The following is a 22,226-nucleotide window of genomic DNA, read 5'->3' as shown; positions in this document are numbered from 1 at the left end:
GATGGGTATGGAGTTTCTTCCAGACAAACCAATTTACCAACAGCTCGTCGAACACATCATCGGCGACATCATAAGAGACACACTTGTAACAGGGGAGAAGTTACCATCTGTTCGTGACTATGCCATTTCAGTAGGTGTGAACGCCAACACGATGCAACGGGTCTATAAGGAACTGGAAAACCTAGGGATTACTGAAACAAGAAGGGGGCAGGGATCATTCGTGACGGAAAATCAGATGAGAATTCAAGAACTTCGTGAAGAAATGAAAGAACAACTCGTCCAGTCATTCATTCAAAATGTGGAAGCATTAGGCTTCACGACGAACGAAATGGTTCACTACTTACAGAGAAGGGGTGAACAGGATGATTGAATTACAGGGAGTCTCCAAATATTATAGATCTAAACGGGCACTCAACGGGGTATCACTAACGTTGCCTCGAGGAAAGGTCATAGGACTCGTCGGCGAAAACGGTAGTGGGAAAACAACGATGCTGAAAATGTTAGCGGGAATATTGATACCTACTACTGGCTTTGCGATTTTAGATAATAATAAGATTACGAGAAGAGTCGCTTCGTCAGTTGCTTATATGCCGGATACCGATTTATTTTATCCCTATTTTACGGTGAAACAATTATTTGAATTTTACGATTCGCAATATGAGGATTTTAACATGAAGAAAGCGCAAGAAATCGCCGAGTATCTTGTTATCTCACTGGATGCAAAAATCAGCACACTGTCAAAGGGCAACAGAGGTCGAGTGAAGATTGCTGCAACGCTTGGAAGAGATGCGGCCTATTATTTGCTAGATGAGCCATTTTCCGGATTGGATCCGATGGTACGTGAAGATATAGCGAGAGGTCTCATTCGTTTCACGGATACTGAGTGGCAAACCATTCTACTTTCCACTCACGAAATCAAGGAAGTAGAGCCGTTGTTGGATGAGTTAATTGTATTAAAAGAAGGTCAAGTTCTTGCTCATAAAGAAATAGATGAGATTCGAGATAAATATGGAATAGATGCGACAGCGTGGATGATTTCTCTGTTTCGTTAGTGATTGTCGTGTATATAAAAACAGCAGTGGATGAATAGGCCGTAGCCCGTTCATTCACTGCTGTTAAATTGTATTAGTTATTACTGCTGAACGTACGGACTAGTCCAAGTACTGTTCCACCGAGAATAAATGCAAACAATGCATACATGATATAGACGAACCACATGAATATCCACTCCTTTGATCAGTATCCTGCCTATAATTGTAACACCTTGACAGGCGCGTTGCAATGGACTTTGTAAGACAACTGTGGCGGCTGTACGACTGAAAGAGTGAGTGTTTGCTATTTTATCGTTCGCTTTTTAATAAATCACGAATTTCAGTAAGTAATTCCTCTTTTATATCCAATGGTTTTTCTTCAGGTTCTTCTTCAACTGCCTCTTCCGGCTTCATTTTCAACTTCATAAGTACTCGTAAGAAGACGAAGATCGAACCTGCGACAATTAGGAAGTCAATAATAGATTGAATGAATAGACCATATTTGATTACAGCATCACCAATTGTATAGCTCAATTCTGAAAAGTTCAGACCACCTAATAAAATGCCAATCAGTGGTGTCATAATGTTTTCGACTAAAGAAGAAACAATCGTTCCGAAAGCGGCACCAATTACAACACCGATTGCCAAATCAAAGATATTCCCTTTAAACGCAAACTCCTTAAAATCCTTCCACATAAAAATAACCTCCTTGTATATACTTCATCGTGTTTTACTTTGTTTGTAGATTACCTGATCTTTGTCGTTGGAATCGTTGATAGAATGCAATGGATGCGAACAACCAGACTGAACTAGCTAGCACCCCACCGACTATATCGCTTGGGAAATGAACACCCAAGTATATTCTACTGACTGCAATCATGACAATCATCATAGCTGCAAGAATGATAATCACAACTTGGCTTCCTGTATTCTTTACATTCCTCCATAGGATATAGGCAAGTATCGTATATAGGCTGAATGCCATCATCGTGTGTCCGCTAGGAAAGCTATACCCGCCAATGTCGATTAGACGATTAAAATCAGGACGTTCCCGTTTGAAGATGAATTTAAGTACTTGATTAAGAATGCCTGTCCCAGCTAGTACTATAGCGAATAGTACCGCTTGGGCACGATGTTTCTTCCATAAAAGCACTCCAAGTGTCAGTATGGCCAACAGAACAACCGATGTAGTAGAACCGATGGTAGTAAATAGTTTCATAATAGACGTCAGCCCTGGAGATTCTGCGCTTTGCACAAAGTCAATTATAGGTTCATCAAAACTAGAAATCGTTTGCAAATGAATCGATCTGGCAATGTAGGCGAAAAAGCCGGTAAACAAAATACAAATAATCCAAACGGCTAATAAACGAAGTGATAGTTTATGCATGGTATACATTCCTTTCTATAGTTGTATATTCTGAACGATTGTAAAATGAATGTACAGCGAAATGTAGAGGTTTGTACCGGTTAATGTCGAAGTTTTATGTGGTGTGTAGAAGGTGCCTTTGTTAGACGCGGTATAGGACATTTTCAGAACAGTAGTTTTCCTAAATGAGTGACGAGTGCCTGTCGGAGTACGGTACAGTTCATGGTAAGTAAGAAGCTGCTTGGGGTTGTGGTTCTTGCACGTGCTTTTTCTTTCCTGTTTGATCAGGAGGTTGTGGTTTAGCTGGCAGTGTAAGTGGCAAGTCCGTTGTCCCTACTACGGCGCTGGCGGATGGCTTTCGCGAGGAGCCATAGACAGGAAAGTGCGCCTGTCTATGGCTCAACGCTACGCCTACCACTGCAGTCGCCTTCGTTGCATCGGGTGTAGGGCAGTTCAGGTAGTTGTTTTTAATCGTCGAAGTGCTGTCGTATTCCGTTTCTATTTAGCATGCCTAATATGCGGCGTTGGGTTGTGGTTCTTGCACGTGCTTTTCTTTTCCCTGTTCGATTAGGAGGTTGTGGTTTAGCTGTCAATCTAAGTGGCAAATTCATTGTCCTCACTACGGCGCTGGTGGATGGCTTTCGCGAGGAGCCACAGACAGGAAAGTGCGCCTGTCTCTGTCTCCTCGCTACGCCTACCACAGCAGGCGCCTTCGTTGCATTGGGTGTAGGGCAGTTCGTCTAGTTGTTTTAATCGTTGAAGTGCTTTTGTATTCCGTTTCTATTTAGCATGCCTAATAAGCGGCATTCAGTTGTCGTTCTTGCACGTGCTTTTCTTTTCCCTGTTCAATTAGGAGGTTGTGGTTTAGCTGGCGATCTAAGTGGCAAGTTCATTGTCTCCACTTCGGCGCTGGTGGATGGCTTTCGCGAGGAGCCACAGACAGGAAAGTGCGCCTGTCTCTGTCTCCTCGCTACGCCTACCACAGCAGGCGCCTTCGTTGCATCGTGTGTAGGGCAGTTCGTATACTTCTTTTTCAAAAATAGAAGATCAGTATCACTACGTCATTGATTTTATTCTAGTTAGAACCACAATCAAAATAAATACTACACAGTAGCACAGGCACAACTGCGGGGTAGGCCGTGGCCAGGAGACAACTGGCGGCACTTTGCCAGCTGGCTCCTGGCTGGAGGCAATCCCCCACGTGCCTGTGCGGGTTCAGAAAGCAGAAACGCACTAACTTCAGTTCCCAACAACCAGTCGAGCAACGCCCCCCAACCAAATGTGACAAAGACCCGCAGTCGTATAGTCTTTCTGCCAAACACGTTTCCAATTTAGGTAACCTACACAATCCCTCACGTGCCAGCGCAGGTCCAGAAAGCAGACACGCACTAACTTCGGTCCACAACAACTAGTCGAGCGCCGACCTAATTCAACGTATCTCTTACAACGCATATTGTAATATGACTACTTGTCCCAAAACATATGACATTTGTCATCTCAAAGTCATGACATCTATGTCTACCCCTCCTACTGAATACAAGTTATTCTTAATGTACTAGCAAACCCAATAGGAGGGAAATTCAAACATGAGTAAAGAACAAACGAAGCAACTGCATAAAGACGTCGCGCCTTTCGCGAAGTCCGATTTGAAAAAGAGTATCGTTCAAATGATTAATACAATACCGCCAATATTTATCTTATGGTTCCTGGCTTACCAAAGCTTGAGTGTATCTGTCACATTAACGGTTGCGTTGTCAATCGTTGCGGCGTTCTTCGTAGTTCGCACATTCATCATCTTTCATGACTGTACGCACGGTTCATTCTTCCGCAATAAAAAAGCGAATAGCATTGTAGGAACAATTACTGGCGTCTTAACATTATTCCCATATGAAAAATGGAAAAGAGAGCACTCGATTCACCACGCAACTAGTTCAAACCTAGACAAACGCGGTGTTGGAGATATCTGGGTCATGACTGTGGAAGAGTACAAAAATGCCTCGAAGTTCGAGCGTTTCAGCTACCGTGTTTACCGTAACCCTATTGTGTTGTTTGGATTTGGACCATTATACTTGGTACTGATCTCAGGTCGTTTTAACCGTAAAGACGCGCGTAAGAAAGAGCGTATGAATACGTATTTAATTAACATTATTTTAGTTGCAGTATATACAGTATTAATCGTAGCGATTGGTTGGAAAGCCTTCTTGCTAATCCAAGGTACTATGATGTTCACAGCTGGTGCCCTTGGTATTTGGTTGTTCTACATCCAACATACATTCGAAGACTCTTACTTTGAAGAAGAATCTGATTGGGATTATGTTAAAGCAGCAGTTGAAGGAAGTTCATACTATCAGTTGCCACGTGTTTTACAATGGGCAACAGGTAATATTGGATTCCACCACGTACACCACTTGGCACCACGTGTACCAAACTATAACTTGGAAATGGCGCATGAATTGACTCCGCCATTGCAAAAAGCTACAACGATTACATTGAAAACTAGTTTTGAATCATTACGTTACCGCTTGTATGATCCAACTAATAAAAAATTCATCACATTCAAAGAAGCAAAACAATATTCATTTAAAGATAAGTTGTCAATTGATTTAAAACCAAAACGTACACGTTTATCTTAAATTGGCGAGAGAAGGAGCAATCCTTCTCCGCCTTTTTATTTTGTCCATATGTCTCTAAAGAGCTAGCAAAGAAAATGTTTGTTACAATAGAATGAAAAGGACGGCGATGAGAACTGATGTATAGTTGGTATAGTATTTTCCCTAAAAGCCCATGGCTCAGTATTTATGCTTGGGTTGTATTTTGTATCTTACCTTTCTTTTTTATTTTACGAAGTGCATCTCCATTTAATTTAGCAATAGGCATCATGTTATTAGTGTTATTTTTCCTCTCGTATTATTTTTCCGCCAAGTCCAAAAGCGGTCTCATGTATATGTGGATCAGTTTTGAAATTGTCATTACGGTCGTGATGACATTGTTATTTGGTTACGTTTATCTGTCACTGTTTATTGCGTTCTCTATTGGAAATATCAGAAGACCAGTAGGCTTTTTTATTATTTATGGATTACATATTGCGATCTTAATCGCAGCGATTGTTGCAGGGTTTTTTCTTGAGATTGAATTGTTTTTACCGCAAATCCACTTTGTTATTATCACGGTGATCGGTGTAGTATTATTGCCTTTTAATTTGTACAATCGTCAAAAACGGGACCTACTTCAAGATCAGTTGGAGATTGCAAGGGAACGGATATCTGAACTGATGATCATTCAAGAGCGTGAGCGTATTGCACGAGATCTCCATGATACGCTTGGGCAAAAGTTATCCATGATTGGCTTAAAGAGTGACTTGGCTTCTCGATTGATGGATCGGGATATCGAGTCGGCAAAAGCTGAGATTCAAGATATACGTCAAATCTCTACGACAGCATTAAAAGAAGTACGAGTTCTCGTCAGTGGTATGCGACGTGTGAAGCTTAAAGATGAGATGGTGCGCGTCCAACAAATGCTGAAGGCAGCTGAAATTGAAGTGGATATAGAAGGTAATCCGAACTTCCCCGACGTGTCTCCCATTGTAGAAAATGTGCTCGTCATGTGTTTGAAAGAAGCAATCAATAACGTAGTGAGGCACAGCTATGCAAAGCAGTGCTGTATCAAATTTGAACAAACAGAAAAAGCATTTGTAATTAGAATAAACGACAACGGAATTGGTATTGCGCAAAATGGCGTGAATTTACCAGGTAACGGGCTCGATGGTATGGAGGAACGATTGGAGTTCATCAACGGTAAACTGTCGATAAAAAGTGACAATGGGACTCATCTGAAAATCGTGGTACCTGCTGTTCTAAAGCAAATAAAGGAGGGGTAACGTTTATGATCCGCATTGTAATTGCAGAAGATCAAGGAATGCTGCTCGGTGCGCTAGGGTCGTTGTTGAACCTGGAAGAAGATATGGAAGTAGTAGGAATGGCCAAAAATGGTCAGGAGGCCGTGGATTTGGTCAAAAGTCTTCAGCCTGATATTTGTATAATGGATATTGAAATGCCGATTAAAACCGGTTTGGATGCAGCGGAAGAATTGCAAGATATGGAATGCCGAATTATTATTTTAACGACGTTTGCTAGAGCGGGTTATTTCGAACGAGCACGTAATGCAGGTGTTCGTGGATATTTGCTGAAAGATAATCCGATCGAAGAGCTGGTGAAATCGATTCATTCTATTATTGAAGGACGTCGAATTTATGCGCCAGAATTAATCGACATGGCATTTGATATGAAAGAAGAAGAGAAGAATCCATTGACTGAGCGGGAAGTCCAGGTACTTAAACTGGTATCGGAAGGGAAGACTACGAAACAGATTGCGGCTGAACTGTTTTTGTCACCAGGTACTGTCCGTAATTATGTCTCCACGATACTGGATAAACTTGGTGTGCGTAATCGTATTGAGGCTATTACGTTATTCAATGAAAAAGGCTGGTTCGAATGAAATCTACTCAGGCATACATTCATAACAGGGGAGTGATTGATTAGTGGATAAAATCACGCAAAGTGAGTGGCTTGTAAAGCTACCTTTATTACAAAGTGTGATCAAGAAAAAGGAAGTAATATGGTGTAACCCTCTCGTCGAACCGGTAGCAGCCGGCCTGTTGAAGACGAATCTATCAAAAGACGATATAGCAGACGCCAGCGATCGACTGGAGAGATTCGCTCCCTATTTGGCGAAAGTCTTTCCGGACACGGATAAAGGTATCATAGAATCCCCATTGACACCGATTCCAAAGATGAAGCAAGAACTTGAAACAGTGCATGCTGTCAATATTCCAGGCAGGCTTTTATTAAAACAAGATAATGCGTTGCCAATCTCCGGTTCAATCAAAGCGCGCGGAGGTATTTATGAAGTGTTGAAGCATGCAGAGACACTTGCGATAAATAGCCAGTTGCTAGATTACGCAAAAGACTACAGCCAATTCGATACACCGGCATTCCGTGAGTTGTTTGCGAAGCACAAAATCGCAGTAGGCTCGACGGGGAATCTGGGATTGAGTATTGGCATTATGAGTGCGAAACTTGGCTTCGACGTAACGGTGCATATGTCAGCTGACGCCAAACAATGGAAAAAGGATTTACTGCGCTCAAAAGGCGTACATGTAGTGGAGTATATCGATGATTACAGTAAGGCAGTAGAAGAAGGCCGGCGTCAGGCAGAGGCTGATCCGTCTTGTCATTTTGTGGACGATGAAAACTCTACGGATTTATTCATGGGGTATGCAGTGGCAGGGGAACGTGTTGCAGCGCAATTGAAAGAGCAGAATATTACTGTCGATCAAGCGCATCCATTATTCGTCTATTTACCTTGCGGCGTAGGCGGCGGACCAGGCGGCGTGGCATTCGGATTAAAACTGGCATTTGGCGATCATGTACATTGCCTCTTTGCTGAGCCGACACACTCACCGTGCATGATGATTGGAATGATGACAGGTATGCATGACCAAGTCTCGGTTGCAGACTTTGGCCTGGATAATAAAACTGCGGCTGATGGTTTAGCAGTCGGTACAGCTTCTGCATTTGTCGGAAAAACGATGGAACCTTTCCTGACAGGATGCTATACGGTAGAAGATCAGACATTATTCACGCTATTGAAAGAGCTGGCGGACAGTGAGGACATCTGGCTGGAACCTTCAGCACTTGCTGGTATGATAGGGCCTGTCCATGGGATTAAGTCTAAATTGCCGTTTGCTGACTTTAAAGACGCGACGCATCTCGTATGGGGAACGGGTGGAAATATGGTGCCTGAAGATGAAATGAAGGGCTATTATAATCATATGAGGAAATAATACACACTATTTCCCGGGAAATCGACAAAAGATCCGTAGAGAATAATCTCTGCGGATTTTACAATTTAGAGCGTATGATTTGGAAGTGGGAAGACATCATTGATTGACGATCCAGAGTGCAAATCTGACCTTAATACTGATGCCCACCACATCGTTATACATCATGGTCTTACTGTAAATCTTTAAAAATCTTCAATTTCAAAAGTCTTGGAGCCAACAATAGGCCGATAATTGTCCCACTCACTGTCGATACAAGAAAAGGGGGAAGGAAGAAGAAAGCGGTTACGGTCGTGCCCATCAAAATTTTTGCATAAGGCACTGCAAACAAAGGCGCTATCAAACCAGTACCGATTATCTCCCCAATGCCTGCACACCAATTTCTTTTGAAACGCTGATAGAATACGCCGGCCAAAAATGCACCGATCATCCCGCCTGGAAATGCGAGCAGTGAGCCGGTTCCTGTTAGCACACGTACGAGTCCTGTCATAAACGCTACTATGACGGCGGCGCCCGGACCCATTACAATCGCTACTATGACATTCACAGCATGCTGTATGGGGTATGCTCTGGCGATACCAGCAGGAAATGAAACGAACGCAGAGCCGGCAACTGCAATTGCGACAAACATTGTCATGAACATCATTTTACGTGTATTCATACGGACCTCTTTCATTCCAACAAGGAGTGAATGGTTTTTGATAAATCATTTGCCGCATACTGTGGATCTTTAGCCGATGCGATAGCGGAAACAACGGCTACACCGTCTGCCCCCGCTTGGATAATGGAGCCAGTAGTAGCCAGTGTAATACCACCTATAGCAACTATTGGCATATCAGGGAATGCAGTGTGAATTTCTTTTACCAGAGTAGTACCTACAACGGCTGAAGCATCCAGTTTGGTTGAAGTCGGATAGATAGGCCCCAGTCCTACATAATCCGCCCCAATGGACTGTGCGAGTTGTACTTCTTGTGCGTTGTGAGTCGAAACTCCGAGCCATTTATCCGGACCAATTCGCTGACGCACGCTGTCTGCCTGTTCGTCATCTTGTCCTACATGAACTCCGTCTGCATTAATTGCTAATGCCAGATCCACATCGTCATTGATGATGAAAGGAACGCGATACAGTCTGCAGAGCGCCTGACACTTTTTGGCGAATCCGAGCAAAGCGTCGCCTTCAAGTGCGTTCGATCCTTTCTCACGCAATTGAAAACATGTGATACCACCGCGAAGAGCTGCCTCTACTATTGCTAATGGATCCTGACTTCCTGAGTTTGGCGTGCCCATTACAAAATATAAGCGTAATGCTTTCTTTATTTCCATATTTCGCATCAGTGCATCTCCTTTTTCAGCTGACCATATGCCCAGTGATTTGTCGGCCCGTGTCCTGAACCGATCTTCAAGCCGTTTTCAATCGCAGCCTGTATAAATTGCTTTGCTTCGGCAACTGCATCCGGCAAAGAACAGCCTTTCGCTAGGAAACTTGTCAAAGCCGCCGCAAATGTGCATCCAGTTCCATGTGTGTCTTTAGTTTGGATCCAAGGTGCTGTCACGGTGAATGACTGACCTTCTGCATCGGCATAATAATCCTTTGCATCCAGTACATCGCTACGGTGACCACCTTTCATCACGACAGCTTTCGCTCCCATCTTAATAAAAGCAGTTGCAGCTTGCTGAATGTCTTCGTCTGTCTGTATTTTCATTCCGGTCAGCACTTCCGCTTCAGGAATATTTGGTGTCACAATCGTCGCCAGCGGTAGTAAGTGTTCCTTCAGTGCTTGAATCGCCTGTTGTTGCAATAAAGATTGTCCACCCTTTGCAATCATGACAGGGTCAATGACTAAAGGAATTGGGGGGTATTCTTTTAATAGCGCAGCTACTTCAGTAATAATATCAGCCGAAAACAGCATTCCGGTTTTACATGCTTTTACATCAAAATCATCAAGCACAGCCCGTATTTGTGTTATGACCCCGTCGGTCTGTATTGGATAAACACCGTGAACACCGTGCGTGTTCTGAGCAGTCACTGCAGTTAGTGCAGAAGTTCCGAATACGCCTAGCTCCTGAAACGTCTTTAAGTCAGCCTGAATTCCTGCACCTCCTCCGCTATCCGAACCAGCAATGGTCAATGCTACTTGTACTGTCAATTAAAAAACCTCCTGTCTATTATGCCAAAAATGTTTTTGATTCGCGATCCAATGTATGTAATGTATTTAAGAAGTTCACAGCAAAGTCTCCGGGGCCACTTGAAGTTTTTGCTGTTTGTTCACCAGCTCGTTTATAAAATGAAAGTGCGTCTGCCGCAGCTTCTAGCGGACGTTCCATTCCTACGGCAAGAAAAGCACCTGTAACAGAGCTGAGTAAACATCCCATACCTGTAATGGTAGTCATCATGGGGTGACCGCCTGTAATGGATAATGTGGAATGGCCGTCCGTGACGATATCGACTTCGCCTGAAACTGCGACGAGACAGTTGTACTTTCGTGCAGTCTTTTTTGCTATATCCTCGATGTCTGCTGAACCTTCTCCTGCATCGACACCCTTCGCGGCCCAGGGTATATCTGCAATCGCAGCTAGTTCGCCTGTATTACAGCGAATCAGTGTGATATCTACTTCGTCCAGTACTTTTAGGACGCTAGCTTTACGAAAAGGTGTGGCACCTGCACCAACAGGGTCTAGTACCACAGGTTTTCCTGTTGCGCGGGCACTGTTTCCCGCTAAAATCATTGCATCCACTGTCTGTTGTTTTAACGTACCGATATTTAAAATACTACAATCTGCAATTCTTGCTATATCTTCTGCTTCTTCTACTGCATCCGCCATAACGGGAGAAGCACCTAGTGCAAGTAAACCATTTGCTTGGAAATTCGCGACTACAAAATTTGTGATGCAATGAACGAGCGGTTGCCTTTGCCGAAGTTGTTGAATAAGTTGCATGTTTCTCTTCCTCCCATTAAAGGTATATATACAAAAAGCCCATGCATAGATGGGCGGTTGGGTATGAAAACTACCCACTTTCCTCCGCTAGTATGTACTAGATCAGGTTCAAAGGGTTTGCATAATTGCATCTCAGCCAAAAAGAAGGCACCCCTAGTGGTGGAATGTATCAGACGAGCTCATTATATCATATACATGAAAAAGGTTGAAATAATACTGGTATAACGAGGTGGGAGTAAGTGAAAATGAGTGATTGCGCATAGAAGAACAGGTATAACTATATGCTGAAGGTTACATAATTATCTGAAGGCGTATAACTGTTTCAGATGAAATAGATAAAAGGGAGCAGATCGCAAATGGAGAAATTATTCGAAATTCAACAGATGGACCATTCGTTGGGTGATATAACGTTTACATGGAGTGATATAGGTGGTTATTACCGTGTCTATAAAGATGATCGACAAGTATACGAAGGGACAGCCCCAAAGTTTACGGACGGGGAGCTGGATTCGTCACATCCCTTCCAATATACAGTGGAACGAGTGGAGGAAGGACGGGTTCAAAATGTAATCGTTATCCAAACATCAGCCCTGACAGAAGTACAGAAAGATGAACATCCTTTACAACGCTTAGTAATTACAACAATTGCTGCTTCATCGCAAATTGCCCTGTCATGGGAGTGGATTAAGGATGTGGAGAAGTTCGATATTTACCGTAACGGTCAATACCTTGAGACTATTACTGATAATCGTTTTATTGATCGCCAGACGGATTCTTCGGAGTCGGTGGTATACAGTGTTTCGGCGACGCGTCCGTTGATTGACAGCAATCAGAAAATGAATGTCAGTAAATCGATTGCATCTAAAGTGTATGAAGTGATTATGCCCCCAGATCCTGATAATAAACCAACAGAAGAAGTTTATACTTTTTCTGTTCGGGTTAAGCAACGGGATCGATTACTAAAACCGGTGGCTGACAGGGAAAGAATAAGTGAAGTAAAGCAATGGAAGTTCCGCTATACAACATTTTTAAAGGAAGATATCATAAAAAATCCGAATCTCTTTTCACCGATCCCATACTTTACAGGGGATGATCGGGACTTCAATCCAGAAGGAAAAAGCTTCCGCACCCGTGTCGATATAGAAGGAAAGTTTATTGGAGGAGACAGCGCACTGCAATTTACGAAAGCAACTGGACCCTCAATTGGATTGAATTATTTGAAACGGTATAAACGTCATGACCATGCTTCTGTAGACGGTATAGAAATCGAGAGGTTGGAAGGAAGCTCGACCGAAGTTCATTTTGCAATCAACCATGATGTGGGCAATCCGCTAACCGCTTCACCGCCTATTCATTATGAAGTGAAAGCCCATTTGGATCAGCAAGGGAATCTAGACCTAGTTGGCTATCATAATGATGCGCCTCACCATGAAATTTATTTAGCATTTGATGATGAGGATTGGCGCTCCGTGCATCGTACTGAAAGTGAAGGGTTGGCGTATTTGTCGGGTGTGCTCGGAGATAATTATTGGCGTTATATGACATGTAATTAACAATGAACGGCCGCAATCCATAGTAGATTGCAGCCGTTCATTTGACTATGCCATTCTATTTGATCGTTTCTTGAAAACTCTTTTCTATCAAATGTTTCCGTTCGGACTTTTGGTATATAGATAAAGAGAAATAAAGCAAGAAACGCAATTATTGACTGATATCCAACCATCTCTTCGAGCATCCTCCAGCAGTGAAGAAATAATTGTTACGCGATTTTTTAGTCCAATAACCGTCATTGATAAATGTATGACTTGCAGGACGCTGATAGAGCTCTTTTGATTCATAAAAACCCCTTTCCACTAAAGTACTTTCTCTTAGCATTACCTAAAATGTGCAGTTTAATAATCTTTATCATGAATTACAGTAGAACGGCAATATTGGACTCTATGAATCGATTGATTTATAATAGTATTTGGTTGAAAGCGCTTACTAATTAGTTTAGAATAAAAGGTAGCTTATGAAAGCGTACAAATCAGGAATAAAGTGAAACTACGTTTCGTATAATAGCTTTGCGTGCATAATGATTGCGCTGAAATACAAGCAAAATAATGAGAACAGGGAGTGTGACGCAGTATGGTACAAGCTTCAGAAAATCTAGTTTACGCAAATCCAAATACAGAAGGTTCCAAGGTTCAGTTCGAAGAACGCTATGATAACTTCATTGGTGGCAAGTGGACGGCCCCCGTAAAAGGCCAGTATTTCGATAATTCAACGCCAGTTACAGGTAAGGTATTTACCCAGGTGGCGAGATCTACGGAAGAAGACATAGAATTGGCTCTGGATGCAGCTCATGCAGCAAAAGATGCATGGGGAAAAACATCAGTCACTGAACGTTCAAATATTTTGCTGAAGATTGCCGATCGTATTGAAGAGAATTTAGAAATGCTAGCTGTAGCTGAAACATGGGATAATGGTAAAGCTGTCCGTGAAACATTGAACGCCGATCTTCCGCTTGCAGTAGATCATTTCAGATACTTTGCTTCTGCAATTCGTGCGCAAGAAGGTGGAGTTAGCCAAATCGATAACGACACAGTAGCCTACCACTTCCATGAACCATTAGGGGTTGTAGGTCAGATTATTCCTTGGAATTTCCCGATACTGATGGCAGTATGGAAACTTGCTCCGGCATTAGCCGCAGGGAACTGTATCGTATTAAAACCAGCTGAGCAAACACCTGCCTCTATTTTGGTATTGGTTGAATTGATCGAAGACTTATTGCCGGCAGGTGTTCTGAACGTAGTCAACGGTTTCGGACTGGAAGCAGGAAAACCACTAGCATCCAATCCGCGCATTAATAAGATTGCCTTCACAGGAGAGACGACAACAGGTCGTCTGATCATGCAGTATGCTTCTCAAAACTTGATTCCGGTTACATTGGAATTGGGCGGGAAATCCCCGAACATTTTCTTTGAAGATGTAATGGCGGAAGATGATGCATTCCTTGATAAAGCAGTTGAAGGTTTTGTTATGTTCGCATTAAACCAAGGAGAGGTCTGTACATGTCCTTCCCGTGCATTAATTCAGGAATCCATTTACGATAAGTTCATGGAACGCGCACTGGAGCGTGTTAAAGCGATCAAGACAGGGAATCCATTGGACCCAACGGTCATGATGGGTGCTCAGGCATCTACTGAGCAACTAGAGAAAATCCTTTCCTACTTGGACATCGGAAAACAAGAAGGTGCAGAATGTCTGACGGGTGGAGAGCAGAACAAACTCGAAGGCGATCTTGCGGAGGGCTATTACGTGAAGCCGACGGTATTTAAAGGACATAATAAAATGAGGATCTTCCAAGAAGAGATCTTTGGTCCTGTAGTAGCAGTTACGACATTTAAAGACAAAGAAGAAGCGCTAGAAATTGCGAACGACACATTATATGGGTTGGGTTCAGGTGTATGGACGCGTGATATGAATACGGCGTACCGCTTCGGTCGCGGAATTCAGGCAGGGCGTGTATGGACGAACTGCTATCATGCATATCCTGCACATTCTGCTTTCGGTGGCTACAAAGCTTCGGGTATCGGACGTGAAAACCACTTGCAAATGCTGGCACATTATCAGCAGACAAAGAACATGCTAGTTAGCTATGACGAAAGCAAACAAGGATTCTTTTGATCGAATCTGTCTGGAGGGTCCGAAGTGAATGGAGGAATTCCTATGCCAGATCGAGTAGTCGCAACAGAAGAAGCGTTGGCCCTTATAGAGTTGTTAAAAGATAAGCACGGTCTTTTGATGTTTCATCAGTCCGGCGGTTGCTGTGATGGATCTTCTCCGATGTGTTACGAAGATGGAGATCTAATTATTGGCAATCAAGATGTATTGCTTGGGCATATAGGCGGCATGCCGTTCTATATGATGAAAAGTCAGTTTGAGTATTGGAAGCACACGCAGTTAATCATTGACGTGGTAGATGGACGTGGTGGAATGTTTTCGCTCGAAGGAGTGGAAGGGAAACGTTTCTTAACCAGATCCCGTGCTTTCACTGACGAAGAATATAAGGAATTAACTTCATGAAAAAAGCCTTCCGTAAATAGGGAGGCTGGGACTGAGAGCAGCTCCAGAAACATCGGAGCTTGTTTTCAGTCTTTTTTTCATACTTGGATATATAGTTAAAATCTTTACGAGATAAAACGTTTACGTTCCTCAGGTGAAGGTAACATGCAGGATAACTCCTTTTTGCCAAACCATTTATATCGGTTCTTTGCAATATAGTCGTAGGCGATATCACGGATTGCTGGTGGGATGATTACGAATAGAAATGCCAAGTGCCATAAACCATCCAGTTTTTTTGCGATACGTAAAGCTGCGCCTGACTTTGTATAGGCTTTTTCATTTTCTATCAATACTAAGCTATCTACGTTATCGGGAATTTGATAGTCTTTACGAAATTTTCTACCCACATCATCTTGTAAGGAAGCGAATGAAAAGTGTTTGTACGGGTCACGTTTAATAATAAATTGCACGCTTGCGTCACAGAAATTACATTCGCCATCAAATAGTATAATTCTATTTCGTTCCATATTTATTCTCTCCTTCGAAAATAGGTGATATCGTACTATACCCACATAGCGTTAACTTCACTCATCCTCAATAAACAGAAGAATTTAATTGATTCAGTAATTCGCATAAAATAGAAGGTGATTAGGTGGTTCAGTCTTGTGTATTATATTAAGAAAAAAGGGTGAAAGAGGATGGAACGTCAATACATTCATCCAGCTGAGCTGGAGTTGCGTCGTGACTCTGACTTTTTACGCTCTGAGAATATGGTAGGCAAAGGTTCTCCGGTCCGCAACGCATTAACTGAGCGTGAAAGTATTGTAAGGAAGCTGGAATCGATTGAAAATAGTCTAGGGTATGAGAAACCTTCTATACCTAGACGTTGTGAATTCTAACTGGACTATCCTAAATACAGCAATGTCCTTTATCTAAGTGGATAAGGAACATTGCTTTTTATTTTTTACTATCCTATGTCGGTAGCCCGTAACAAATTGGTTATCTCGCATGTAATAGGGTATAAGGAGGTGGAGAAATGAATCAAGGATATTGTGGAATGTCAGGCGGACATCATCAGCAAGGGTGGGGACACCAACATCATCATCATGGAATGCATGGTCAGCAAGGTATGCCAGGCGGACAGCACCAAGGTTTCCAACCCGTATTTTGCCCGCCACAGTACCGCTTTAACGATTGCTTCACTAAACAGGAAATGCCATTTATTCATCCGATCGTGAATGTGAATCGACACCACGTAGTCGGTGTGCCACAGCACTACTATACAGAAACTACTGAAAACGTTATGGGTTCTACTATTATGCCAGGAAGAGGACCGGGAATGGGGCCAGGATTTGGACCAGGATTTGGACCAGGCCAGGGAGGCTGTCACCGTCGCAAAAGATGCCGTTAATCCGTTTTCATTATGAAAAATCCGCTATCTCTGAAATACTAGAGATAGCGGATTTTGTTTATTTCCTCCAACGCCTGTCGAGTCTACCCGGCGCTTTCAGCATTTGAGTCATGCGTTAAAGTATCGTGCGTCAGGATGCGCGAAGACGATGGCTGATACGGATGCTTCAGGTTCCATCATGAATTCTTCGGTTAGGACGACGCCGTGGTCTTCCGGTTTGATGAGTCGGAAAAGTTTAGCTTGGTCTTCTAGATTTGGACAAGCTGGGTAGCCGAATGAGAATCGCTGGCCTTGATATTTGGCGGCGAAACGTTCGAGCATTGTAAAGTCTGTTGGATCAGGGAATCCCCATTGGTCACGGATTTCTTGGTGAATCCGTTCAGCAAAGCCTTCTGCTAATTCCAAAGCAGTTGCTTGGAATGCGTGGCTTTCAAGGAATTTCCCTTCTTCCTTTAGTTTATTAGCATAATCCCGAACCCCTTTACCAGCGGTCACTTGCATGAATGCAACGTAGTCCATTTCACCACTTTGCACTGTTTTCAAGTAATCAGCCAAGCATAGGAACGGTTCTTTTTCTTGACGGGGGAACGTAAATCGTTCAATTTCCGTTGTTGAATCTTCCGGATCGTAAATGATTACGTCGTCGCCGTCTGCCTGAGCAGGGAAGAATTGATAAATACCGGAAGCTGTCATTTTATCGGACCTCAAGAACCCAGTTACCATCTCGTGAAGTTGTACTGCACGTTCTTCATTTCTTTCAAGCATTTTATCAACATTTCCTCGTAGACCTAAGTGGTGACCGATTAGAGTACGCATATTTACATAAGGATGTAGGTGGGCAACCGAGTAATCTTTCACGACTCGTCTACGTAAGTCAGTTGGAGTAAATACAGGCACATCGGTGCGTACCGTTTTCACAGGACGTGGCTTTACTGCGACTGCTGTAGAACCCCGACTTGCTTTAATCGCATCATTCGTTTCGCGTTTCTCAATACTATTCGCTAATTCTTCGAGTAACGCTCCTTTGTCAGTACTTTGAAGACGGTTTGCTAAATCAAGACCTTGCATCGCGTCTTTTGCAAAAATAACCGGGCCATCATACTCGGGTGCGATTTTCGTTTCAGTAAAGCGTCTCGTTAAAGCGGCACCGCCAACCATTACTGGCGTATCGATTCCTGCTGCTTTAAAGTCCTGTGCCGTCAACACCATCTGCTGTGCAGACTTTACGAGAAGACCTGATAGGCCAACAATGTCTGGTTTTTCTTTACGGATCACTTCAATTAATGAAGCTGGAGTAACTTTGATTCCGATGTCTATGACTTTAAATCCGTTATTACTTAAGATAATCTCTACGAGGTTTTTCCCGATATCGTGTACGTCACCTTTTACTGTCGCCAGGATAATCTTACCTTTCCCGCTATCGTCTTCATTCTTATCCATGAACTGCTCTAGGTAGGAAACAGAAGCTTTCATGACTTCAGCACTTTGAAGAACTTCCGCTACGATCAGCTGGTTGTCATTGAATAAACGTCCAACTTCAGCCATTCCTTTCATTAAAGGCCCATTGATGATATCAAGTGGTGCATCGTATGTTTTCAAAGCTGTTTCCAAGTCAGGAATTAAACCTTCTATTGTACCTTCTACTACATAGTACGCGAGACGATCAGGCACAGTTTTCGGAATATCATCTTCGGACTTCTCTTTTTTCTTACCACGATAGAAATCCGTGAAATCAGCTAGTGTTTCATCTGTTGTAGTAAACAGCAAGTCGTTCGCCAACTTGATTTCACTTTCTGGAATCGAAGCAAAGCGCTCAAGTTTTTCTGTATTGACAATCGCATAATCGAGACCTGCTTGTGTACAGTGATACAAGTACACAGCATTCAACACTTCACGGCCAACAGGCGGTAACCCGAAGGATACATTGCTGACACCGAGAGTCGTTAAGGTGCGTGGAAGTTTTTCTTTAATTAATCGAATTCCTTCAATTGTTTCTACAGCTGATCCGATGTATTGCGCATCACCTGTACCAACAGGGAAGACGAGTGGGTCAAAAATGATATCTTCGGGCGGAATCTCCCATTTGTTGACGAGTAAATCATAAGAACGCAACGCAACTTCCAGCTTACGTTCCCTCGTGACCGCCATTCCGATTTCATCAATCGTTCCGACAACGACAGCTGCTCCATATTTTTTTACTAAAGGAAGTACAGCGTCAAAGCGTTCTTCACCATCTTCTAAGTTAATAGAGTTGATAATTGCTTTACCTTGCGAGAATTTCAATGCTTCTGCAATGACATTTTCATCTGTAGAGTCAATGACGAGAGGAACTTTGACTTTTTTCACGACTTCTTTCATGAAGCGAGTCATATCGTACAATTCATCACGGTCAGGGTTCGCAAGACAAATATCCAATACGTGAGCACCACGTTTTACTTGTGCACGTGCGATTTCAGCAGCTTCTTCAAATTTTTCTTCTACAATTAATTGTTTGAATTTACGTGAACCGATAACATTTGTACGTTCACCGATTAATAACGGACGCAATGTATCGTCGTAAAGCAAAGGTTCAATCCCTGAAATGGCATGACCAAGAGGATTTTCTGGCATCTTGCGTGGAGCCTTGTCTTTTACTGCCTCACGAATTGCGCGAATGTGATCAGGCGTTGTACCGCAGCAACCGCCAACCATGTTCAACCAGCCTTTTTCAGCGAAGCCTTCCAGCTTTTTCGATAGAGATTCAGGAGACTCATGATAATGTCCTTCTTCATCTGGCAATCCCGCATTTGGATAACAAGTTACATAGCTTGTCGCTAAGTCAGATAATGAACGCAAATGGTCGGTCATGAATTCAGGACCTGTCGCACAGTTTAAGCCGACCGAAAGTGGGTGGACATGTTCAATGGAAATATAGAACGCTTCAATACTTTGTCCAGCAAGTGTTGTACCCATCGGCTCAATCGTCCCTGATATCATGATAGGGATTTCACGTCCAAGCTCTTCGAACGCTTTTTTAATACCAATCGTTCCGGCCTTCACGTTTAGCATATCCTGACTCGTTTCCATCAGTATCAAGTCACTGCCGGCTTCTACAAGAGCTTTTGCCTGCACATAGAAATCATTGGATAGTTCATCGAACGTAATGCCGCCTGTAACCGAAAGCGTCTTTGTTGTAGGTCCGATCGCACCTGCGACAAAACGTGGCCATTCTGGTGTAGAAAACTTCGCTGCACTCTTTTTCGCGATTTCCACAGATTTTGCATTAATTTCATCTGCACGATGACCAAGTGAAAATTCATTCAAGACAAGGGGAGTACCACCAAATGTATTTGTACAAATGATATCAGCACCAGCATCTAAATATTCATCGTGAATTTTCTCTAAAACATCGGGGCGTAACACACTTAGGTATTCGTTACATCCATCATATTCTTCTCCGCCGAAGTCTTCCGTTGAGAAATCTTCCGCTTGCAGCATCGTCCCCATCGCGCCATCAATGATCAGGATTCGTTTGTCTAGTTGCTCTTCAATAGGATGTCTCTGCATGTGTTAATTCCCTCTCCTTCTTCTTCTGGTCTATTTCCTTAATATACTCATACAACTCTAATGTCATATCGTAACGGAGGAATGGTGTGATGATATACAGCCCATTAAAATACTGCGCTGCTGTATCAATCAATTCTTTTGCGATTTCAAGACCCGTTTCAGTTGATTTTTCACGGTCATCTCCACATTCACGCATTCTTTCCAACACATCTTCTGAAAGCTTGATACCTGGTACTTCGTGATGCAGGAACTCTGCATTTCGTATATTTGTCAATGGCATGATGCCAATGAAGATCGGTGTATCCAAGTGTTTTGTGGCTTCGTATACATCGATAATCTTTTCTTTCGTGTATACCGGCTGCGTGATGAAATAGTCTGCACCCGCTTCAATTTTCTTCTCGAGTCGTTGTACAGCTCGATCAATTACGCGTACGTTCGGATTGAAAGCTGCTGAAATAGAGAAGTTTGCTTTCTTGCGCAATGGCTTACCGGAGAACGAAATCCCTTCATTCAATTTCTTAATTAACTGCAATAACTCCATGCTGGATACATCGTAGACGCTTGTTGCACCGGGGAAGTCGCCAACTTTTGTCGGATCGCCTGTTACAGCTAGGATATCGTGAATGCCTAATGCATCGAGTCCCATCAAATGTGATTGTAAGCCGATAAGATTGTGATCACGGCACGTTAAATGTACAAGCGGGCGGATATTATGTTTCATCTTAACGATTGAGCCCATCGCCATGTTGCTGATGCGAGGGGAAGCAAGTGAATTATCTGCCATTGTTATAGCATCAACTCCTGCGTCATATAACACATTTGCACCCTTGATATAATCTTCTGTTTCCAAGTGGCGCGGTGTATCTAGTTCTACAATTACCGTACGCTCTGTTTTCGCTTTTTCATGAAGAGGTTGATGTTTTGTAGGTACCGCTTCATGAATCACGATAGGCTTTTCCGGATGTACGACCTTTTCTGTAATAGGTGCAAGTCGCGCTAACTGTGTTTTTGCTGCTTTAATATGCTTAGGTGTTGTGCCGCAACATCCACCAATCAACCGAACGCCTTGATCACGAAGTAATACGGCAGCGCGTCCGAAGTATTCTGCTTCAGATTCATAGACAATACGTCCATCTTCCACATCTAATAGACTGGCGTTTGGATATGCGGATAAAAATGCTTTTTCCGGTAATGTAACATTATCGAATGCTTGAATCGTGTGGTAAGGGCCTAAGCGACAGTTGACACCTACGATATCTGCTCCAAGAGATTCAAGTTGATGAAGTGCATCATTTAATGAAAGCCCATTCTGTAATACGCCGGGATCATGCATAGAAACTTGTGCGATCAATGGAACATCCGTGATTTTCTTTAACGTTGTTACAACAGATGATAACTCTTCAAAGTCGTAATATGTTTCCAATAGAAGACCATCCGGATCGCCTGCCAATAATGCATTGGCTTGTTCTAGTACGACTTTTTCTATTTCATCCAATGTAGCATCGCTTTTACGTATGCCACGCAGGCCGCCAATTGTACCGAGTACAAATTGTCCCCCAGGTGCTGCTGCGCGTTTTGCAATTTGAATGGCCGCTTTATTGAATTCTGTTACATGACTTTCTAAGCCGTAGCGAGCTAATTTGTTCGCATTTGCACTGTAAGTGTTCGTCTGTATAATATCTGCGCCGGCTGCGATGTAGTCTTGGTGAATCTGCTCTATAATTTCAGGCTTTTCTACGTTTAGTTCTTCATAACAGTAATCAATTCCGTAAGAATATAAAATCGTCCCCATTGCACCATCTGCCGTTAAGACGTTTGTTTGTAGTTTATCTAGCAATGACATAATTCCATCTCCCCTTTGCTTTTTCTAATCAAAAAAAGCCTTCAAGTATATTAGAAGGCTTTGTAATCTCAATGACTAGTTCCCTCTCATCTTTTCAGAGTGTCAATTTGACAGACTGCTGGAAGTAGCACCTTGCCTATTTGGCTGGTTGCTGAAGCGTCGAAGGGCCAGTCCCTCAGCTTCTCTTGATAAGATATGTTTCTTAT

Annotated in this window: 22 protein-coding genes and 2 riboswitches; of the genes, 11 read left to right on the top strand and 11 right to left on the bottom strand. The window is 42.9% G+C overall.

Annotation, left to right across the window (positions count from 1 at the left end; translation table 11 throughout):
* Position 1 precedes the first annotated feature (1 nt).
* Complete coding sequence (locus H605_RS0105665) at positions 2-370, top strand: GntR family transcriptional regulator (RefSeq protein WP_029053331.1); 369 nt, start codon at positions 2-4, stop codon at positions 368-370.
* Complete coding sequence (locus tag H605_RS0105660) at positions 363-1,052, top strand: ABC transporter ATP-binding protein (protein ID WP_029053330.1); 690 nt, start codon at positions 363-365, stop codon at positions 1,050-1,052. Before H605_RS0105665 ends, H605_RS0105660 begins: the two co-directional genes overlap by 8 nt.
* A 288-nt stretch (positions 1,053-1,340) precedes the next feature.
* Here the strand turns inward: H605_RS0105660 and mscL are convergent, their stop codons facing one another.
* The 3 genes from mscL to H605_RS0105640 form a co-directional block, all read right to left on the bottom strand.
* Positions 1,341-1,727 (bottom strand): large conductance mechanosensitive channel protein MscL, encoded by a 387-nt coding sequence (mscL, locus tag H605_RS0105650; RefSeq protein WP_029053329.1) that lies wholly within the window; start codon positions 1,725-1,727, stop codon positions 1,341-1,343.
* Between the two features lie 34 nt (positions 1,728-1,761).
* The gene (locus H605_RS0105645; protein ID WP_029053328.1) at positions 1,762-2,418 is read right to left on the bottom strand and encodes a phosphatase PAP2 family protein; all 657 of its coding nucleotides are present in this window, start codon (positions 2,416-2,418) and stop codon (positions 1,762-1,764) included.
* A gap of 199 nt (positions 2,419-2,617) precedes the next feature.
* Positions 2,618-2,800: a hypothetical protein gene (locus H605_RS0105640; protein ID WP_211225425.1), complete on the bottom strand. Its 183-nt coding sequence runs from the start codon at positions 2,798-2,800 to the stop codon at positions 2,618-2,620.
* Positions 2,801-3,983: 1,183 nt separating this feature from the next.
* Between H605_RS0105640 and desA the strand changes: the two genes are divergently transcribed.
* The 4 genes from desA to H605_RS0105620 all read left to right on the top strand — a co-directional run bounded on the left by desA (position 3,984) and on the right by H605_RS0105620 (position 8,239).
* On the top strand, positions 3,984-5,030 hold the full coding sequence (gene desA, locus H605_RS0105635) for a Delta(5) desaturase DesA (protein ID WP_029053326.1): 1,047 nt from the start codon (positions 3,984-3,986) through the stop codon (positions 5,028-5,030).
* A gap of 116 nt (positions 5,031-5,146) precedes the next feature.
* Positions 5,147-6,274: a sensor histidine kinase gene (locus H605_RS0105630; protein ID WP_029053325.1), complete on the top strand. Its 1,128-nt coding sequence runs from the start codon at positions 5,147-5,149 to the stop codon at positions 6,272-6,274.
* Positions 6,275-6,279: 5 nt separating this feature from the next.
* Positions 6,280-6,891, top strand: a complete 612-nt coding sequence (locus H605_RS0105625; RefSeq protein WP_029053324.1) for a response regulator transcription factor — start codon at positions 6,280-6,282, stop codon at positions 6,889-6,891.
* 43 nt (positions 6,892-6,934) lie between these two features.
* Complete coding sequence (locus H605_RS0105620) at positions 6,935-8,239, top strand: D-serine ammonia-lyase (RefSeq protein ID WP_155979474.1); 1,305 nt, start codon at positions 6,935-6,937, stop codon at positions 8,237-8,239.
* A gap of 169 nt (positions 8,240-8,408) precedes the next feature.
* Here the strand turns inward: H605_RS0105620 and thiW are convergent, their stop codons facing one another.
* From thiW to thiM, 4 genes are read right to left on the bottom strand one after another with little or no spacing between them, the layout of a single operon-like run.
* Complete coding sequence (thiW, locus tag H605_RS0105615; protein ID WP_029053322.1) at positions 8,409-8,897, bottom strand: energy coupling factor transporter S component ThiW; 489 nt, start codon at positions 8,895-8,897, stop codon at positions 8,409-8,411.
* Between the two features lie 11 nt (positions 8,898-8,908).
* The gene (gene thiE, locus H605_RS0105610) at positions 8,909-9,568 is read right to left on the bottom strand and encodes a thiamine phosphate synthase (protein ID WP_029053321.1); all 660 of its coding nucleotides are present in this window, start codon (positions 9,566-9,568) and stop codon (positions 8,909-8,911) included.
* The gene (thiD, locus tag H605_RS0105605) at positions 9,568-10,383 is read right to left on the bottom strand and encodes a bifunctional hydroxymethylpyrimidine kinase/phosphomethylpyrimidine kinase (protein ID WP_029053320.1); all 816 of its coding nucleotides are present in this window, start codon (positions 10,381-10,383) and stop codon (positions 9,568-9,570) included. The genes thiE and thiD overlap by 1 nt, the downstream gene beginning before the upstream one ends.
* A 19-nt stretch (positions 10,384-10,402) precedes the next feature.
* The gene (thiM, locus tag H605_RS0105600) at positions 10,403-11,173 is read right to left on the bottom strand and encodes a hydroxyethylthiazole kinase (RefSeq protein ID WP_029053319.1); all 771 of its coding nucleotides are present in this window, start codon (positions 11,171-11,173) and stop codon (positions 10,403-10,405) included.
* A 62-nt stretch (positions 11,174-11,235) separates the two neighbouring features.
* Positions 11,236-11,338, bottom strand: a riboswitch (TPP riboswitch).
* A 191-nt stretch (positions 11,339-11,529) separates the two neighbouring features.
* Here thiM and H605_RS0105595 point away from each other — a divergent pair.
* Positions 11,530-12,726, top strand: a complete 1,197-nt coding sequence (locus H605_RS0105595) for a DUF3238 domain-containing protein (protein WP_029053318.1) — start codon at positions 11,530-11,532, stop codon at positions 12,724-12,726.
* Here H605_RS0105595 and H605_RS0105590 read toward each other — a convergent pair.
* Positions 12,723-12,908, bottom strand: coding sequence for a hypothetical protein (locus tag H605_RS0105590; protein ID WP_029053317.1), 186 nt, complete (start codon positions 12,906-12,908; stop codon positions 12,723-12,725). The genes H605_RS0105595 and H605_RS0105590 overlap by 4 nt on opposite strands.
* A gap of 392 nt (positions 12,909-13,300) precedes the next feature.
* Between H605_RS0105590 and adh the strand changes: the two genes are divergently transcribed.
* Together adh and H605_RS0105580 are read left to right on the top strand one after the other, a co-directional pair.
* On the top strand, positions 13,301-14,842 hold the full coding sequence (gene adh, locus H605_RS0105585) for an aldehyde dehydrogenase (protein ID WP_029053316.1): 1,542 nt from the start codon (positions 13,301-13,303) through the stop codon (positions 14,840-14,842).
* Positions 14,843-14,884: 42 nt separating this feature from the next.
* Complete coding sequence (locus tag H605_RS0105580) at positions 14,885-15,241, top strand: DUF779 domain-containing protein (RefSeq protein WP_029053315.1); 357 nt, start codon at positions 14,885-14,887, stop codon at positions 15,239-15,241.
* Between the two features lie 104 nt (positions 15,242-15,345).
* Here the strand turns inward: H605_RS0105580 and H605_RS0105575 are convergent, their stop codons facing one another.
* Entirely contained in the window at positions 15,346-15,747 is a 402-nt protein-coding gene (locus tag H605_RS0105575) for a thiol-disulfide oxidoreductase DCC family protein (RefSeq protein ID WP_029053314.1), read from the bottom strand.
* Between the two features lie 171 nt (positions 15,748-15,918).
* Between H605_RS0105575 and H605_RS0105570 the strand changes: the two genes are divergently transcribed.
* Positions 15,919-16,119, top strand: a complete 201-nt coding sequence (locus H605_RS0105570; RefSeq protein WP_029053313.1) for a hypothetical protein — start codon at positions 15,919-15,921, stop codon at positions 16,117-16,119.
* 137 nt (positions 16,120-16,256) lie between these two features.
* Positions 16,257-16,631 (top strand): hypothetical protein, encoded by a 375-nt coding sequence (locus H605_RS0105565; protein WP_051210472.1) that lies wholly within the window; start codon positions 16,257-16,259, stop codon positions 16,629-16,631.
* Between the two features lie 108 nt (positions 16,632-16,739).
* Here H605_RS0105565 and metH read toward each other — a convergent pair whose 3' ends face one another.
* Together metH and H605_RS0105555 are read right to left on the bottom strand one after the other, a co-directional pair.
* Positions 16,740-20,177 carry a methionine synthase gene (metH, locus tag H605_RS0105560; RefSeq protein WP_029053311.1) on the bottom strand — a complete coding sequence of 1,146 codons (3,438 nt, stop codon included), beginning with the start codon at positions 20,175-20,177 and terminating at the stop codon, positions 16,740-16,742.
* Positions 20,158-22,020: a bifunctional homocysteine S-methyltransferase/methylenetetrahydrofolate reductase gene (locus H605_RS0105555; RefSeq protein WP_029053310.1), complete on the bottom strand. Its 1,863-nt coding sequence runs from the start codon at positions 22,018-22,020 to the stop codon at positions 20,158-20,160. Before H605_RS0105555 ends, metH begins: the two co-directional genes overlap by 20 nt.
* 83 nt (positions 22,021-22,103) lie before the next feature.
* A riboswitch (SAM riboswitch) is annotated at positions 22,104-22,215 on the bottom strand.
* Positions 22,216-22,226: the final 11 nt, after the last annotated feature.

Origin of the sequence: Sporosarcina ureae DSM 2281, assembly GCF_000425545.1 — a bacterium.
Taxonomy (GTDB): Bacteria; Bacillota; Bacilli; order Bacillales_A; family Planococcaceae; genus Sporosarcina; species Sporosarcina ureae.
This window is presented reverse-complemented; position numbering and strand designations above follow the sequence as displayed.

Bases quoted from the DNA above. Each gene is read 5' to 3' on its own strand.
- H605_RS0105665 (WP_029053331.1), top strand. From the start codon at position 2: ATGGGTATGGAGTTTCTTCCAGACAAACCAATTTACCAACAGCTCGTC.
- H605_RS0105660 (WP_029053330.1), top strand. From the start codon at position 363: ATGATTGAATTACAGGGAGTCTCCAAATATTATAGATCTAAACGGGCA.
- mscL (WP_029053329.1), bottom strand. From the start codon at position 1,727: ATGTGGAAGGATTTTAAGGAGTTTGCGTTTAAAGGGAATATCTTTGAT.
- H605_RS0105645 (WP_029053328.1), bottom strand. From the start codon at position 2,418: ATGCATAAACTATCACTTCGTTTATTAGCCGTTTGGATTATTTGTATT.
- desA (WP_029053326.1), top strand. From the start codon at position 3,984: ATGAGTAAAGAACAAACGAAGCAACTGCATAAAGACGTCGCGCCTTTC.
- H605_RS0105630 (WP_029053325.1), top strand. From the start codon at position 5,147: ATGTATAGTTGGTATAGTATTTTCCCTAAAAGCCCATGGCTCAGTATT.
- H605_RS0105625 (WP_029053324.1), top strand. From the start codon at position 6,280: ATGATCCGCATTGTAATTGCAGAAGATCAAGGAATGCTGCTCGGTGCG.
- thiW (WP_029053322.1), bottom strand. From the start codon at position 8,897: ATGAATACACGTAAAATGATGTTCATGACAATGTTTGTCGCAATTGCA.
- thiE (WP_029053321.1), bottom strand. From the start codon at position 9,568: ATGCGAAATATGGAAATAAAGAAAGCATTACGCTTATATTTTGTAATG.
- thiM (WP_029053319.1), bottom strand. From the start codon at position 11,173: ATGCAACTTATTCAACAACTTCGGCAAAGGCAACCGCTCGTTCATTGC.
- H605_RS0105595 (WP_029053318.1), top strand. From the start codon at position 11,530: ATGGAGAAATTATTCGAAATTCAACAGATGGACCATTCGTTGGGTGAT.
- H605_RS0105590 (WP_029053317.1), bottom strand. From the start codon at position 12,908: ATGCTCGAAGAGATGGTTGGATATCAGTCAATAATTGCGTTTCTTGCT.
- adh (WP_029053316.1), top strand. From the start codon at position 13,301: ATGGTACAAGCTTCAGAAAATCTAGTTTACGCAAATCCAAATACAGAA.
- H605_RS0105580 (WP_029053315.1), top strand. From the start codon at position 14,885: ATGCCAGATCGAGTAGTCGCAACAGAAGAAGCGTTGGCCCTTATAGAG.
- H605_RS0105575 (WP_029053314.1), bottom strand. From the start codon at position 15,747: ATGGAACGAAATAGAATTATACTATTTGATGGCGAATGTAATTTCTGT.
- H605_RS0105570 (WP_029053313.1), top strand. From the start codon at position 15,919: ATGGAACGTCAATACATTCATCCAGCTGAGCTGGAGTTGCGTCGTGAC.
- H605_RS0105565 (WP_051210472.1), top strand. From the start codon at position 16,257: ATGAATCAAGGATATTGTGGAATGTCAGGCGGACATCATCAGCAAGGG.
- metH (WP_029053311.1), bottom strand. From the start codon at position 20,177: ATGCAGAGACATCCTATTGAAGAGCAACTAGACAAACGAATCCTGATC.
- H605_RS0105555 (WP_029053310.1), bottom strand. From the start codon at position 22,020: ATGTCATTGCTAGATAAACTACAAACAAACGTCTTAACGGCAGATGGT.